The organism is Kribbella sp. NPDC051936 (genome assembly GCF_040680955.1).
GTDB lineage: Bacteria > Actinomycetota > Actinomycetes > Propionibacteriales > Kribbellaceae > Kribbella.
In genome coordinates this window covers 245,176-260,631 of record NZ_JBFAXS010000003.1, presented here as the reverse complement: position 1 = coordinate 260,631, position 15,456 = coordinate 245,176, and the positions used below count along the sequence as shown (strand labels likewise).

The 15,456-nt window shown below is 69.3% G+C and carries 15 protein-coding genes; 7 read left to right on the top strand and 8 right to left on the bottom strand.

Annotation, left to right across the window (positions count from 1 at the left end; genetic code table 11):
• Position 1: 1 nt before the first annotated feature.
• Entirely contained in the window at positions 2–793 is a 792-nt protein-coding gene (locus AB0L64_RS11470; RefSeq protein ID WP_363710070.1) for a L,D-transpeptidase family protein, read from the bottom strand.
• Between the two features lie 92 nt (positions 794–885).
• On the opposite strand from AB0L64_RS11470, the gene AB0L64_RS11465 reads away from it, so the two are divergent.
• Entirely contained in the window at positions 886–1,746 is an 861-nt protein-coding gene (locus tag AB0L64_RS11465; RefSeq protein WP_363710069.1) for a haloalkane dehalogenase, read from the top strand.
• A gap of 3 nt (positions 1,747–1,749) precedes the next feature.
• Positions 1,750–2,265 carry a macro domain-containing protein gene (locus AB0L64_RS11460; protein ID WP_363710068.1) on the top strand — a complete coding sequence of 172 codons (516 nt, stop codon included), beginning with the start codon at positions 1,750–1,752 and terminating at the stop codon, positions 2,263–2,265.
• 28 nt (positions 2,266–2,293) lie between these two features.
• Here AB0L64_RS11460 and AB0L64_RS11455 read toward each other — a convergent pair whose 3' ends face one another.
• The 3 genes from AB0L64_RS11455 to typA form a co-directional block, all read right to left on the bottom strand.
• Entirely contained in the window at positions 2,294–2,884 is a 591-nt protein-coding gene (locus tag AB0L64_RS11455) for a L,D-transpeptidase (RefSeq protein ID WP_363710067.1), read from the bottom strand.
• 168 nt (positions 2,885–3,052) lie between these two features.
• Positions 3,053–4,699, bottom strand: a complete 1,647-nt coding sequence (locus tag AB0L64_RS11450) for a glutamate--tRNA ligase family protein (RefSeq protein ID WP_363710066.1) — start codon at positions 4,697–4,699, stop codon at positions 3,053–3,055.
• A gap of 3 nt (positions 4,700–4,702) precedes the next feature.
• Positions 4,703–6,568 carry a translational GTPase TypA gene (gene typA, locus AB0L64_RS11445; RefSeq protein WP_355695771.1) on the bottom strand — a complete coding sequence of 622 codons (1,866 nt, stop codon included), beginning with the start codon at positions 6,566–6,568 and terminating at the stop codon, positions 4,703–4,705.
• A 269-nt stretch (positions 6,569–6,837) separates the two neighbouring features.
• On the opposite strand from typA, the gene AB0L64_RS11440 reads away from it, so the two are divergent.
• Entirely contained in the window at positions 6,838–7,473 is a 636-nt protein-coding gene (locus AB0L64_RS11440) for a helix-turn-helix domain-containing protein (protein WP_363710065.1), read from the top strand.
• A gap of 10 nt (positions 7,474–7,483) precedes the next feature.
• Here the strand turns inward: AB0L64_RS11440 and AB0L64_RS11435 are convergent, their stop codons facing one another.
• Both AB0L64_RS11435 and AB0L64_RS11430 read right to left on the bottom strand, forming a co-directional pair.
• Positions 7,484–8,440, bottom strand: a complete 957-nt coding sequence (locus AB0L64_RS11435; protein WP_363710064.1) for an asparaginase — start codon at positions 8,438–8,440, stop codon at positions 7,484–7,486.
• A 46-nt stretch (positions 8,441–8,486) separates the two neighbouring features.
• Positions 8,487–9,479: a glycine cleavage T C-terminal barrel domain-containing protein gene (locus AB0L64_RS11430; protein ID WP_363710063.1), complete on the bottom strand. Its 993-nt coding sequence runs from the start codon at positions 9,477–9,479 to the stop codon at positions 8,487–8,489.
• A gap of 109 nt (positions 9,480–9,588) precedes the next feature.
• Here AB0L64_RS11430 and AB0L64_RS11425 point away from each other — a divergent pair, with 109 nt between their 5' ends.
• Positions 9,589–10,410, top strand: coding sequence for an LLM class flavin-dependent oxidoreductase (locus AB0L64_RS11425; protein ID WP_363710062.1), 822 nt, complete (start codon positions 9,589–9,591; stop codon positions 10,408–10,410).
• Positions 10,411–10,475: 65 nt separating this feature from the next.
• Here AB0L64_RS11425 and AB0L64_RS11420 read toward each other — a convergent pair whose 3' ends face one another.
• Positions 10,476–11,849: a cation:dicarboxylase symporter family transporter gene (locus AB0L64_RS11420; protein ID WP_363710061.1), complete on the bottom strand. Its 1,374-nt coding sequence runs from the start codon at positions 11,847–11,849 to the stop codon at positions 10,476–10,478.
• Between the two features lie 147 nt (positions 11,850–11,996).
• On the opposite strand from AB0L64_RS11420, the gene AB0L64_RS11415 reads away from it, so the two are divergent.
• A complete protein-coding gene (locus AB0L64_RS11415) occupies positions 11,997–13,253 on the top strand; it encodes an ATP-binding protein (RefSeq protein WP_363710060.1) in 1,257 nt (418 codons plus the stop codon).
• Complete coding sequence (locus AB0L64_RS11410; protein ID WP_359934270.1) at positions 13,246–13,923, top strand: response regulator; 678 nt, start codon at positions 13,246–13,248, stop codon at positions 13,921–13,923. The genes AB0L64_RS11415 and AB0L64_RS11410 overlap by 8 nt, the downstream gene beginning before the upstream one ends.
• On the opposite strand, the gene AB0L64_RS11405 is transcribed toward AB0L64_RS11410, so the two are convergent.
• Complete coding sequence (locus tag AB0L64_RS11405) at positions 13,920–14,414, bottom strand: FABP family protein (RefSeq protein ID WP_363710059.1); 495 nt, start codon at positions 14,412–14,414, stop codon at positions 13,920–13,922. The genes AB0L64_RS11410 and AB0L64_RS11405 overlap by 4 nt on opposite strands.
• Before the next feature lie 202 nt (positions 14,415–14,616).
• Here AB0L64_RS11405 and AB0L64_RS11400 point away from each other — a divergent pair, with 202 nt between their 5' ends.
• Positions 14,617–14,979, top strand: coding sequence for a DsrE family protein (locus tag AB0L64_RS11400; RefSeq protein ID WP_363710058.1), 363 nt, complete (start codon positions 14,617–14,619; stop codon positions 14,977–14,979).
• Positions 14,980–15,456 lie beyond the last annotated feature (477 nt).

Below are 15,456 nucleotides of genomic sequence, written 5' to 3'. Positions count from 1 at the left end.
CCTACGAGCGGTAGACGATGACCTTGTCGCCGACGTGGACCTCGTCGAAGAGGACCTTGATCTTGGCGAGGTCGCGGACGTTGACGCAGCCGTGCGACGCGCCGTTGTAGCCGCGGGCGGCGAAGTCTGACGAGTAGTGCACGGCCTGGCCGCCGCTGAAGAACATCGCGTACGGCATCTTCGAGTCGTACAGCTTCGAGACGTGGTTGCGGCTCTTCCAGCCGACCGTGAAGCTGCCTTCGCGGGTCGCGGTCTTCACGGCGCCGAACCGGACGTCCAGCTGCATCTTGACCACGCCGTCCACGACGTACCGCAGCTTGCGGCTGGTCTTGTCGATGCAGAGCGCCACACCGGTCGCGCAGCGCGCGTCGAGCTTCTTGCCGTTCACCACCGGCACCGGCGGGTACAGCTCGGTCTGCGTCGGCTCGTGCGTGAGCTTGACGAGCTGGTCCCACGTGTTCTGGTCGACGTACCCGAGCGCCGGGATCCCGTGCGCCTTCTGGAACTTCTTCACCGCGGACCGGGTCATGGTGCCGAACTCGTTGTCCAGGTAGCGCTTCTCGAGCACCTTGAGCTGCACCAGCCGCGCCTCGACCTTGCGCACGTTCACGCCGGAGGAGCCGTTCTTCCACAGCGCCTTCGGGTAGATCGGCAGCTCGCCGCTGACCTCGAACGGCACCGTCTTCAGGTCCTGCGGGGCCGCGGTCGCGCTGGTTCCGGAACTCAGGAGTGCAGCAATCGTGCCCGCGACGACCAGCCCGCCCAGCACCTTGCGAATCATGAGCCCACGCATCGGACAAACCCCCTCCGGTAGCCCCGTTCCTACACTTGTAGGACGTCCTCACAGCCAATTCGGTTGGCCCAGCGTACCTGGAGGATGAACGCATGGAGACCGTTGTCGACACTGTGAACCTGGGCACGCCGATCGCCTACCGCTCGGCCGGCAGCGGGCGTCCGGTGGTGTTCCTGCACGGCAACCCGACGTCGTCGTACCTGTGGCGGGACGTTCTCGGGCCGGTCTCCGCGATCGCCCGCTGTATCGCGCCGGACCTGGTGGGGATGGGCGGATCAGGCCCGTCGGACGCCGACGCGAGCCTGCGATACCGGTTCGTCGACCATCGGCGGTACGTCGACGCGTTCTTCGAGGCACTCGGGCTGACCGACGAGGTGATCGTGGTCGGCCACGACTGGGGCGGCGTGCTCGCGGTCGATTGGGCCCGGCGTCACCCGGACGCCGTTCGCGGGATCGCCTACCTCGAGATGCTCGTCGCACCGGTCACCTGGGACAGCCCGAACGCTCCCGCTCCGGAGCTGTTCCGCAGACTCCGGAGCCCGGAGGGTGAGCAGCTCGTGCTCACGGACAACGTCTTCGTCGAGGCAGTGTTGCCGAGCGGCACGCTGCGCGAGCTGACCGGCGACGAGCTGGCGCAGTACCGAGCGCCGTACGTCGAGCCCGGGGAGAGCCGACGTCCGATGCTGACCTGGTCCCGGGAGATTCCGATCGACGGCGTCCCGGGCGACGTCCACGACATCGTCGCGGCGAACGCCGAGTGGATGGCCACGTCGCGGGTACCGAAGCTGTTCGTGAACGCCGATCCGGGTGCCCTGCTGAACGGACCGCTGCGCGAGCAGTGCCGCCGTTGGCCGAACCAACGGGAGGTGACGGTCGCCGGACTGCACTTCCTGCCCGAGGACTCGGCGACGGAGATCTCCGCCGCGCTCCTCGACTGGATCCCCACCGTCTGAAGGATGGAGCTGCCCGTGGAGATCGTGCTGAGCACCGCCGACATCACCACGGTGCCGGCGGACGCGATCGTGAACGCCGCTCACCACGCCCTGCGCGGCGGCGGTGGCGTCGACGGCGCGATCCACCGGGCCGGCGGTCGCCAGATCCTCGACGAGCTCATCGAGCGGTACCCGAACGGCACGCCGACCGGTACGGCGGTCTGGACCACAGCCGGTGCACTGGCGGCGTCGTACGTGATCCACGTCGTCGGACCGAACTACACCGCCGGCCAGCGGGATCCCGCGCTGCTCGAGTCCTGCTACCGCAACGCACTGCGGATCGCGGACGAGCTCGGGGTGAGGACGATGGCGCTGCCTGCGGTCTCGGCCGGGATCTACGGCTGGCCGGCACAGTCGGCGGCCGACATCGCCGTACAGACGGTGCGCCGGACGCCGAGCAGCGTCGTCAAGGCCACCTTCTGCCTGGTGGAACCGCGGCTCTACAAGGCCTTCCAGAACGCGACAGCGGCCGGGGAGTAGCTCCCCGGCCGCTGTCAGTACGCCGATCTCACTTGCTGTAGACGACCACCCGGTCGCCGACCTTCACCCGGGCGAAGATCCAGGCGATCTTCTTCTTGTCACGGACGTTCGCACAGCCGTGCGAGGCGCCGTTGTAGCCGCGGGCCTTGAAGTCCGACGAGTAGTGCACCGCCTGGCCGCCGCTGAAGAACATCGCATACGGCATCTTGGTGTGGTACAGCGACGAGACGTGGTTCTTCGACTTGCGGTAGACGCGGAACACGCCGTTCCGCGTCGGGGTCTTGCTGGAGCCGAACCGCACGTCCAGCACCTGCACCGGCTTGCCGTTCACCATGTAGACCAGCTTGCGGGTCTTCTTGTTGATGCACAGCACCCGCCCCTTGGTGATGCAGCGGCTGTCGATGCGGTACTTCGCGATGAGCTTGCTGGTCGAGGTCGCCTTCGCCGTCGCGGCCGCGGCCCTCGGCGGCAGACCGACCGGAGCCGGAGCCGTCGTCGATTTCTGCGCCGACGTCGCGACCTGCGGCGCGGCCTCAGCCGTAGTGGTCGCCGACAGTGCGCCGACGCCCACGAACGCGGCGGCCGTCAGGGTTGCGCCGAACTTACGCAGAATGCCCATGTTTCCCTTGTCCTTCCCCCAAAGAGTGCTTCCACAAGACAGACGTCGCTACTTCACGTCTGGTTGGTAACGAATCAAAACTTTCTTCCCCGCCACTGACCGAGAAATGAGTATCACACCGACGGAGCCGTGTGCGCGCTCCGTCGGCGACCGTTTCCAGTTCGTGTTCTAGGAGGCCAGCGCCCGCAGCCGGCGCAGGACCTCCGGGGCGCCCAGCGCCTGCGCGGTCGCGTGCAGGTCGGGGCTTCGGGTGGCGCCGGTGATCGCGACCCGGACGAGCTGCGAGGCCTCCCTGATCGAGCCGACGTACGCGTCCGGATCCTTCTTGTATTCCTTGGCGTTCGGCGCGAACCGGTGCTTGCCGGCGAGGGTACGGATCTGGTCGAACCACTCCTGCGGGTCGTCCAGATGCTCGTAGTTGTCCACCAGGTCCGTGGCGAACGCGGTCACCACGTCCGCGGCCACCCCGAGCGGAACCAGCCGCTCGTCGGACGGCCCGTCGACCGGGACGAACAGCTCGGGAAAGAAGAAGCCGTACGCCGGGCGGAAGTCCGACCACTTGCGCAGGTCCTTGCGCGGGTTGTCGACTCCGTCCCGCTCGACCGCCAGCGCCCGCAACGCCAGCTCCTTCTCGTTGTCCAGCACGGGAACGAGCTCCGCGTCGTACTCCACGGCCCAGGCACGGACGGCGTCGAGGATCTGCGGCCCGCTCAGCGTCGCGATGTGGTCGGCGCTGATGTCCTCCAGCTTCACCAGGTCCACGAGCGGACCGGCGACACCGCACTGGCGCAGATCGATCGGCGTCGACAGCGCCTCGGCCAGCGGCATCTCCGCGAGCCGGCCGTTCGCCAGGCCGCGCAGGTAGTACAGCACCGCGTCGGCCGGGTAGCCCGCGCCGATGTAGAAGTCCACCCCGGCCTCGGGGTCCTTACGCTTCGACAGCTTCCGCTTGCCGCCCGGGATCTGCTTCATCAGCGGCGCGATGTGCGCATACGTGATCGGGTCGAACTCGAGCGCCGCGAACAGCTGCTGGTGCAACGGCACCGAGGAGATCCACTCGTCGCCGCGGATCACCAGATTCACCCGCATCAGGTGGTCGTCGACCGCGTGCGCGAAGTGGTACGTCGGCAGCCGCGGCGACTGGTCCGAGGCCTTCAGGATCACCGCGTCGTTGCGGTTCGCCTCGTGCTCGAGTCGGCCGCGGATCGCGTCCACGAAGCTGGTCCGCGGCTCGCCTTCAGGTGTCCGGAAGCGCACGACGTACGGCGCACCTTCGGCGAGCTTGGTCGCGACGTCGGACGGGTCGGCGTCGCGCCAGATCGCCCATTTGCCGTAGTACCCGGTCGGGACCTTCGAGGCCTGCTGGCGGGCGGTGATGTCGGCCAGCTCGTCCTTGGTGGCGAAGCACAGGTACGCCTTGCCCTGGCGGAGCAGGTGCCGCACGTACGTCAGGTAGATCTGCTCGCGCTGCGACTGCAGGTACGGCCCGTACGAGCCGTGGTCGTGGTCCTCGTCGGAGCTGATGCCGAAGTACTCGAAGGCGCGCGCGAACTGCTCGAGCGCACCCTCGACCTCACGGGACTGGTCGGTGTCCTCGACCCGGACCAGGTACACCCCGCCGGTGTTCGACGAGATGTCCCGGTCGATCATGCCGACGTACACGCCGCCGATGTGGATGAACCCGGTCGGCGAGGGGCCGAGGCGGGTGACCTTGGCCCCCTCCGGCAGCTGCCGAAGGGGATACCGGTCCTCCCAGTGCTGCGGCTCCGGAAGGTCGGTCGGGAACAGCCCGTCGATCACAGCACGATCCAGCATCTCTCAGCTCTTCGTCTTGCGACCGAGCTTCGCGCGCTCGATCTGGGTGAGGGCGACCTTGCGCATCCGGATCGCGTCCGGCGTGACCTCGACGCACTCGTCCTCGCGGCAGAACTCCAGCGACTGCTCGAGCGACAGCTTGCGCGCCGGGACCAGCTTCTCGAACTCGTCGGCGGTGGAGGACCGGACGTTGGTCATCTTCTTTTCCTTGGTGATGTTCACGTCCATGTCGTCGGAGCGCGAGTTCTCGCCGACGATCATGCCCTCGTACACCTCGGTGGTCGGCTCGACGAACAGCGTGCCGCGCTCCTGCAGGTTGATCATCGCGTACGACGTCGCGGCGCCGGCCCGGTCCGCGACCAGCGAACCGCTCGGCCGCGTCCGCAGCTCGCCGAACCACGGCTCGTACCCCTCGAACACGTGGTGCGCGATACCGGTACCGCGGGTGTCGGTGAGGAATTCGGTCCGGAAGCCGATCAGGCCGCGGGCCGGCACCAGGAACTCCATCCGGACCCAGCCGGTGCCGTGGTTGGTCATCTGCTCCATCCGGCCCTTGCGGACCGCGAGCAGCTGCGTGACCGTGCCGAGGTACTCCTCCGGGCAGTCGATCGTCAGCCGCTCGACCGGCTCGTGCCGCTTGCCGTCGATCTCGCGGGTGACCACCTGCGGCTTGCCGACGGTCAGCTCGTAGCCCTCGCGGCGCATCTGCTCGACCAGGATGGCCAGCGCCAGCTCACCACGGCCCTGCACCTCCCAGGCGTCCGGCCGCTCGGTCGGGAGCACCCGGATCGACACGTTGCCGACCAGCTCCTTGTCGAGGCGGTCCTTGACCAGGCGGGCGGTGACCTTGGTGCCCTTCTGGCGGCCGGCCAGCGGAGACGTGTTGGTGCCGATCGTCATCGAGATGGCCGGCTCGTCGACGGTGATCAGCGGCAGCGGCTTCGGGTTCTCCGCGTCGGCGAGGGTGTCGCCGATCATGATCTCCGGGATACCCGCGATCGCGACGATGTCACCCGGGCCGGCGGAGTCGCCGGGCACCCGCTCGAGGGCCTCGGTGACGAGCAGCTCGGTGATCTTCACCCGCTCGATCGTCCCGTCGTGCTTGCACCAGGCGACCTGCGCGCCCTTCTTCAGCGTGCCCTCGTGCACCCGCACCAGGGCGAGCCGGCCGAGGAACGGCGAGGCGTCCAGGTTCGTCACATGGGCCTGCAGCGGGGCGTCCTCGACGTACTCCGGGGCGGGCACGTTGGCGAGGATCGTCTCGAACAGCGGCTCGAGGTCCTCGGAGTCCGGCAGGCCGCCGTCCTCCGGCTGGGTCATCGAGGCCCGGCCGGCGCGCGCCGACGCGTACACGACCGGGAAGTCGAGGGCGCTCTGGTCGGCGTCGTGGTCGAGCAGGTCGAGGAACAGCTCGTAGGTCTCGTCGACGACCTCGGAGATCCGGGCGTCGGTGCGGTCCACCTTGTTCACCACCAGGATCACCGGCATCTTGCGCGCCAGCGCCTTGCGGAGCACGAAGCGGGTCTGCGGCAGCGGGCCCTCGGAGGCGTCCACGAGCAGCACGATGGCGTCCACCATCGACAGCCCGCGCTCGACCTCGCCGCCGAAGTCGGCGTGGCCGGGGGTGTCGATGATGTTGATGGTCACCTGCTCGCCGTTGGCCATCTTGTGCCGGACGGCGGTGTTCTTGGCGAGGATCGTGATGCCCTTCTCACGCTCCAGGTCGCCGGAGTCCATCGCCCGCTCGTCCACGTGCTGGTGGGCTCCGAAGGCGCCGGACTGCCACAGCATCGCGTCGACGAGGGTGGTCTTCCCGTGGTCGACGTGGGCCACGATCGCGACGTTGCGCAGGTCGTTACGGACAGGCATGAAGGAGCGCTCCAAGTCATCGATGGGGTTAGGCGGTGGCTACGGCTGGTTTCACGTGCCACTCGACACAGGGCGCAGCCCTCACATCCTACCCGTCACGAATCGTGTCCCACGAATCGGGCAAGCCCTTTACATTCGTTGACTGGACGTCCAGTCTATAAGCGGCGCCTGGGGAGGGGCCGCAACAACGGGGGGTCGGCCCGGGGCGCCGGGCACGTGAATGAGGGGTTGCCCGGCGCTTCAGGCTTCGACCTTCGGAAGAGGAATTCGTGCCGCGATCGGCCACCGTCAATCAGGAACTGCGGGAACGCTCCCGCGAACGGATCCTGGCCGCGGCCCTGGAAACTTTCGCCGCGAAGGGCTACGAGGCCGCGTCGATCTCCGACGTCACCGCCGCCGCCGGCGTCTCCCGCGGCCTGGTGTCGTACTACTTCGCCACCAAGGAACAACTGGCCGCCGAGTTGCTGGACCGCTGGCTGGACGGCATCGCCGGCCTGTTGTCCATCCAGGGAACTCCTGATGAACGTCTGGCCGGCATCATCGACGGCGCGCTGATGGCGGCCGCGACCACGCTGCCGATCCAGCGGCTGGCGATCACCCTGATGATGCAGCCCAGCACCCACGACGTCTTCGCCCGCGTCGAGCAGGCCAAGTCCGATCGGCTGTCCCTGGTCGAGGACGCCATCCGCGACGTCTTCGCGGCCCGCGGCGCCGCCGACCCGGCGATCGAGGAGATGTTGCTCAGAGCAACCTTGGAGGGCGTGACCGTCAAGCTCGCGATCTACCGCGAGACCTTTCCGCTCGAGGACATCCGCCGCCGCCTGTACGCCGGGTACGACCTGCCCGCCCCCGCCGTACCGCTGCCGATCACGTCACCCCCGGTCGACCGCCTGCGCGCCAAATAGCCCCAGCGGGTCAGGCGAAGGTCGGGGCGTGCGGCCGGACCGCGCCGACCACGGCGTCGCCGCCGGTGAGGTCGAAGTGCAGGTGGTTCTCGATCGTCTCGTTGGTGATGCCGAGACGCCGGAGGGTCGCCGCCATCACGACCTTGCGGGCGCGCGGCGTACCGTCCTCGAGCTTCAGCGCGATCCCGGTGCCGTCCGCGAGACCGACGGCGTACACGCCCTCCGCACCGGCCTTGCAGAACAGTCCGTTGACGGCCCGCATCAGCTCGGCCTCGTCACGCGTACTCCCGCTGGCGTACTCCGGGTACGCCCGGAACGCGTCGGCGATCCGGCCTTCGGGCGTGTCCGCGGCCGCGCCGGCGAACCGCCCGAAGGACCGCGCCAGGCCGGCCAGCGTCAGCGCGAAGATCGGCGCACCGCAACCGTCCACCGCGACGTGCGAGACCTGCTCGCCCGCGGTGTCCTCGATCGCGGTCCGGATCTCCTTCTGCAGGGGGTGGTCCGGCGAGCGGTAGTCCTCGAGCGACCAGCCGTTGAGCTTGCTGGTCAGCAGCATCGCGGCGTGCTTGCCGGAGCAGTTCATCACGATCCGCTCCTTGCCGTGACCGCCGCGCACCCAGGCGTCCCGGGTGTCGTCGTCCAGCGGGTACGCGACCGGCGTCCGCAACGCCGACTCCTCGAGCCCGGCCTCCGCGAGGATCTTCCGGACACCGTCCAGGTGGAACTGCTCACCGGAGTGCGACGCGCCCGCGAGCGCGAGCAGCTCGTCGGTCAGCGGCAGACCGCGGCGGAGCATGCCGAGGGCCTGCATCGGCTTGTTGGACGAGCGCGGGAACATCGGCTGGTCCACGACGCCGACGGCCCAGTCGACGGTGCCGTCGGGGTTGGTCACCACGACGGAGCCGCGGTGGTGGCCTTCGACGAAGTCGCTGCGGACGACGTCGGCCAGGAGCACAGGTTCGGTCACGGCTGAACTGTACAGGTGCAAAATGCCGTGTTGCGAATGATTCCCCTCACAAACGCGAGCGGACGTGCAGGCCGGCCTCGGGGTCGACCAGGAGCTCCTGGGTTGCGGTCACCGTGGGCTGGTCCTCGGCGACGATCTCCAGCACGGCCTCGGGGTCCACGTTGCGCTTGACCAGGGCGAGGGCGATCGGGCCGAGCTCGTGGTGACGGGCGGCGGAGCCGATGAAACCGACCTGCTTGTCGCCGGCCTTGACGGCATACCCATGCGCCGGGAGGTGGTCGACCGAACCGTCCAGGTGCAGCAGCACGAGGCGGCGCGGCGGGCGGCCGAGGTTGTGCACCCGGGCCACCGTCTCCTGGCCGCGGTAGCAGCCCTTGTTGAGGTGTACGCCGACGCCGAGCCAACCCAGCTCGTTCGGGATCGCGCGCTCGTCGGTGTCCAGGCCGAAGCGCGGGTGGCCCGCCTCGATCCGCAACGCCTCGTAGGCCCACACCCCGGCCGCCGGGCGCTCCAGACCGGACAGCTCGGCCCGCGGCAGGAACACCTCGTGGCCACCGAGCGAGTCCTCGCCGCTGCGGGTCAGGTGGTCGCCTTGAGCAGGGCCTGACTTCCAGATGATCGCGTAGTCGTCCGTCACATCGGTGATCTCGACGCGCGACATGAACACCATCTTCTGCAGCCACTCCACCAGCGCAGCCGCCGCGCCCGGCTCCGTGTGCAACCAGAACGTCTCGCCGTCGTCCACGCCGTACATGACGTGCTCCACGTGTCCCGTCGGCGACAGCAGCAGCGCCGTCGTCGACGTCCCCGGCTTGAGACCCTCGAAGTACTGCGTGGTCAGCGCGTGCAGCCAGGTGAGCCGGTCCGGGCCGGTGATCGTGACCACGTCGCGGTGCGACAGGTCGACGAACGCCTCACCGGCGACCAGGGCCCGCTGCTCGCGCAGGTCGGAGCCGTAGTGCGCCGCGACACCGGCGTCGAGTCCGTCGGCCTCGACCGCGCCGGGCCGGTCCAGCAGGGGGCTGCGCTTGCGTGACATGTCACCAGAGTACGTCGAGCGGCGTACGGCGAACGCCTCCCGTCGTGGGATGTGGACAGACCCCCTGCCCGGAGACGCTGTGAGTACGACAGGCGAAGGGAGCAGGGTGATGAACGACAAGCAGTTCCGGTTCGGTGTGGTCGGCAGTCCGACGACCGGTTCGGAGTGGATCAAGACGGTTCGGCAGGCCGCGGACCTCGGGTACTCGACCGTGCTGATGCCCGACGGGCTGCAATTGCCGTCGCCGTTCCCGTCGCTGGCGATGGCCGCCGCGGTCGCGGACATCCGGGTCGGCACGTTCGTCGCGGCCGCTCCGTTGCGTACGCCGCGAGCCGCCGCGTGGGAGGCGCACACGCTGACCGTGCTCACCGACGGCCGGTTCGAGTTCGGCATCGGCACCGGCCGGCCGGTCGCCGAGCAGCAGACGGCCGAGCTCGGCCTGCCGTGGGGATCGGCCAAGGAGCGCCGCGATCAGGTGCGCCAGACGCTCGACCACCTGCAGCAGCTCGACGGCGACCGCCGTACGCCGATCATGCTGGCCGCCGGTGGCCCGCGAGCGCTCGCCCTGGCGGCCGCCCGCGCCGACATCGTCTCGCTGGCGAAGGACGCGATGACGCCGCGCGCGGAGGTCGCTCAGCTGGTCCGGGACCTGCGGGAGCTGGCCGGTTCGCGGGCGGACGACATCGAGCTGGCGATGAACCTGTTCGCCGCCGGGACCCGCCAGCTGCCGCCGTGGACCAAGCGTGCGGCCGGCGTGGAGCCCGAGGTGCTGGAGGCGAGCGACTCACTGATGATGCTGCGCGGTACGCCGCAGGAGATGGCCGACGAACTGCAGCGCCGCCGGGACGAGTTCGGCACGTCGTACATCAGCGTCAACGCGACCTACCTCGAGGACCTCGCCCCGGTCGTCCAGCTGCTGAACGGCAAGTAGGCCTGCAGCGCGCTGCCCGCCGGTCTGTGGCCCGGCGGGCAGCGCTTGGAGGGGTGGGAAGGTGGCTAGTGAGCGGCCGGCGTGTCGCCGACCGGGGCGGTGACCGGGACGTCGCCGGCGTGGGTGTCGCCGGCGGCGAACGCGACCTCGTCGAACGGGTCCTCACCGGCGAACACCTGGCGGGCCTGTTCCTTGTCGAACTCGCCGACCCAGTGGCCGACCAGCACGGTCGCGACGGCGTTGCCGGCGAAGTTCGTCAGCGCCCGGGCCTCGGACATGAACCGGTCGATACCGACGATCAGGCCGACGCCGTCGACCAGGTCCGGGCGGTGCGACTGCAGACCGCCGGCCAGCGTGGCCAGACCGGCTCCAGTGACGCCGGCAGCGCCCTTCGAGGCGACGACCATGAACAACAGCAGGGAAATCTGCTGACCGATCGAGAACGGCTGATCCATCGCCTCCGCGATGAACAGCGACGCCATCGTCAGGTAGATCGCCGTACCGTCGAGGTTGAACGAGTAGCCGGTCGGGACGGTGATACCGACCACGGACCGGTCGACGCCGAGGTGTTCCATCTTCCCGATCAGCCGGGGCAGGGCGGTCTCCGACGACGAGCTCGACACGATCAGCAGGAACTCCCGGCCGAGGTAGCGCAGCAGCTGGAAGATCGACACCCCGGTGACCATCCGGAGAATGGTGCCCAGGACAACGACCACGAACAGCAGACAGGTGATGTAGAAGGCCAGCATGATCTTGCCGAGACTCACCAGGGCGTCCCAGCCGGTCGCGCCGACCACCGCGGCGATCGCGCCGAACGCGCCGATCGGCGCGGTCCACATGATCATCGACAGGATCTTGAACACCAGCCGCTGGATGTGACCGATGCCGGTCAGGATCGGCTGGCCCTTGGCGCCCATCGCCTGCAGCGCGAAGCCGACGAGCAGCGCGACCAGGACGGTCTGCAGGACCTCGCCCTCGGTCAGCGACGAGAGCAGCGACTTCGGGATGATCCCGAGGATGAATTCCGTCGTGGTCTCGTGCGCCCCGGCGGCCTGCTTCTGGCCGGCCTCGCGGAGCTTGTCGGTCAGGTTCAGTCCGGAGCCCGGCTGCACGAGGTTGCCGACCAGCAGGCCGATCGCGAGCGCGACCGTCGACATCACCAGGAAGTAGACGAGGGCGAGCCCGCCGACCTTGCCGACACTGGCGGCCTGGCGGACCGAGCCGATGCCGAGCACCAGCGTGCAGAAGATGATCGGGCTGATCAGCATCTTGATCAGGTTCACGAACCCGGTGCCGAGTGGTTTCAGCTCGACCGCGAAGTCCGGGAACAGGAACCCGACACCGATGCCGAGCAGGACGGCGACGATGACGGCGATGTAGAGGAAATGGGTCCGGTCGTTGCGCACCGGAGTCGGGCGGGGTTCGGTCGGGCTCGACATGGTCGGGACTCCCTGTATCGGCCTGGCGGAGGGGTGTTCGAGTAACTGTGACGTGACGCACAGGAGAACCGCACATTTCGTTCATATCGTTCGCGCATATCGTTCGCCGCGTCGTTCGCCGCGTGAAGTCGGGGCAGACTGTTCGCCATGAAACGTCGGCCGTGGGAGTTGCGCCGCCAGGTCCTCTGGCTGCAGACCGTCACGGTCACCGTACTGATCGCGATGGTGTGGATCGTGATGGTCAGCCGCTCCCGCGCCCAGGCGCTGCGGGACCACGCGGCGAGCGGGATCCCCGTCCCGGGCTGGTGGGAGCTGGCCCGACTCGACCTCCGTTCGATGCTCGGTATCGCCAGTCTGATGCTCGGGGTCGCGATCGCCGGCAACGCGCTCGTCACCTGGCGGGTCCGGCGGGCCACCCGCGGCGTGGGTACGCAGTCGCTGGCGCGGATGCTCGACTTCTACGAAGGCGTGCTGCACGCGGCGCGCGAAGGGCTGATCCTGCTGGATCTCCACGGCCGGGTCCAGCTCGCGAACGACGAGGCGCTGACGCTGCTCGGGCTGCGCGCCGTCGATCCCGGTACGCCGTTGGAGGAGCTCAACCTCGGCGCCCCGCTGGCCGAGCTGCTCGCGACCGGGCGGACGGCGTACGACGAGCTGCACCTGGGCACGCGGGGCGTCGTGGTCGTGAACCAGCAGCCGTCCGGGCGCGGGCGGATCGTCACGCTGCGGGACCACACCCAGCTGCAGCGGTTGCTCGGCGAGCTGGACGCGGTACGCAGCCTGGCGGAATCCCTGCAGGCACAGAACCACGAGGCGTCCAACCGGCTGCACACGGTCGTCAGCCTGATCGAGATCGGGAAGCCGGAGCGGGCCCGGGAGTTCGCGGTGTCGGAGCTGCAGTTCGCCCAGGCGATGACGGACCGCGTCGTCGGCACGGTCGGAGACCCGGTCCTCGCGTCGCTGCTGCTGGCGAAGCTGGCGCAGGCCCAGGAGCGCGGTGTCGTGCTGACCCTCGATCTCGGGCAGGAGGCGCTGAACACCCGGCTGCCGGCGCAGGACGTCGTGACCGTCGTCGGAAACCTGCTGGACAACGCGATCGAGGCCGCGCGCGGCGGTCCGGCGCCGCGGAAGGTCGAGTTCCGGGCCGCGACCACCGCGGACGCCGTCGACCTCATCGTGACGAACACCGGCGCCGAGCTGGGATCGGTGGAGCTGGCGCACATGTTCGAGCGCGGCTGGACGACGAAGGCCGAGCCGGGCCACGGGCTGGGGCTCGTGCTGGTGCGCAGCACGGTCGAGCGGTGGCAAGGTTCACTCATGGTGGATCCGGATTCCGAGCTGGACGACGTACCGGCGCTGACCGTGCGGGTGCGGCTGCCGCGGGCGGTGGGCGCCAGTGCCTGACCTGCGGGTACTCGTCGTCGAGGACGACCCGGTCGCCGCGGAGGCCCATCGCACGTACGTCGAACGGCTGACCGGGTTCACCTGCGTCGGAATCGCCGGTACGGCGGGGCGTGCGCTGCAGGTGCTCGCGCGCGGCGACGTCGACGTCGTCCTGCTCGACATGCACCTCCCGGACGGGCACGGGCTGGACATCGTCCGCCGGATGCGGGCCCTCGGCAACCAAACGGACGTGGTCGCGGTGACCTCGGCGCGCGAGGTCGCGGCGGTGCAGGCGGCGGCGCGGATCGGCGTCGTGCAGTACGTGCTGAAGCCGTTCGCGTTCGAGACGTTGCGGGACCGGTTGACGGCCTACGCGAGGCAGCGGCGGGCCGCCGCGCTCGGCGAGGTCGTCGCGGATCAGGAGGAGGTCGACCGGTTGTTGCACCCGGCAACCGTCTCGTCGGTGCCGAAGGGCCTGGCCGGCGGCGTACTCGACCGCGTCGTCCAGCTGCTCGCGAACCGTGAAGGGTGGACTGCCGAAGAGGTCGCGACGTCGCTCGGCACTTCACGCATCACCGCGCGGCGCTACCTCGAGCACCTGGCCGACCAGGGGCAGGCGCTGCGGACCCAGCGCTACGACGGGCGCAGCGGACGGCCGAAGGTCGAGTACTCCTGGGTGGCCGAGAGTTAGGAGCGGACGAGCGTCGCCCACAGGTGCGGCTGCAGCGCCTGACCTTCGGCGGCCATGTCGTACGCCCAGAGGAGCTCGCCGTTGACGAGACCGTAGAGCCGATGCCCGGCGGTGACTTCCTTCGCGGTCACGGTGCGGGCCACGACATCGGTCTGCAGCTCGATCTTCGCGCCGTCGATGTCGCCGTACCAGATCTCGGCGATACCGGTGGGGTGCGCCAGGATGACCTCGACCTTGTTGTCCGGCTGCGGCCGCCAGAACCCGGTCTCGACGGCGAGCGGACGCTCCTTGGTGCCGTCCTCGCCGACCACGAACGTCTGGCTCACATAATGCAGGTACGGCTTGCCGTTGTGGGTGAAGTCGATCTGCTGCCCGAACTCGAACTTCTCGATCGTCGGGTAGTCACCGTGCCCGCGGCCCTCCCAGCGGCCGAGCAGCCACGCGAGCGGCATCAGGTCCGGGTGCAGGTCCTGCGGGATCTCGAACGGCATGCGATCACTCAGTTCGCACTGCGGCCGCGGTACAGCCGGTAGACGACGAACGCCGAGAACCAGCCCATGAACACACAGACCAGGACCAGCAACGTGGTGAAGACGACATGCAGCACGCTGGTCAGTCTAGAGGATGCGTACGGCGGTCCTCGCCCGCCTCCACCGTGACATCCCGCACGCCCGTGTCGGCTACCGTGGCGTGATGCCACGCACGCTGGTGATCAAACTGACCGCAGGCGCCGAGGAACCCGAACGCGCCAACCAGGCCTTCACCGTCGCCGCCACCGCCGTCGCGTCCGGCGCCACAGTCTCCCTGTGGCTGACCGGCGAGGCCGTCTGGTTCGCCGTCCCAGGCCGCGCCGAAACCGTCGAACTCCCCCACGCCGCGCCCCTCACCGACCTCCTGGCCGCAGTCCTGGAAGGCGGCCAACTCACGGTCTGCACCCAATGCGCCAAACGCCGCTCCCTCACCGAAGCCGACCTACACCCCGGCACCCGAATCGCCGGCGCCCCCGCCTTCACCGAAGAAATCCTGACGGACAACACCCAGGCAATCGTCTACTAGCCTCACCACGCCTAGGTGAGGGCGTGGGCGGGATAGGCGTGCAGCCCGACACACAGGCAGCCGGCTCGGGTCGGCGTACCCACGTGGCGCCCGGCGGCCGGGCGGTGGTCAGGGCGCGTGAGGCAAACGTCCAGCACCCGACGCGCCCACGGGCGACCAGCATCCCCACACACGCAGCCGGCTCAGGTCGGCGTACGCACGTGGCGCCCAGCACCCGGCTCGGGTCCCGGTGTACGCCCATGACGCGCAGGCACACCCACGGCGGCACATACGTCGCGGCCACCAACCACCCGGCGCGGTGGCCACGGATGGTACGGGCCAGTTGGCCGGTGACGGCGTACACCCGCAGCAGCACAGCACACAGCACCCGCCACGGTCACCCGACGTACGGCGAACGGCAGGCGGCGGACGTCGGAGGCCGGCGGCGTACGGCGGCGGCAGGTGACTCGCGGCGGCGCTCGCCTGGCGCACAACGGA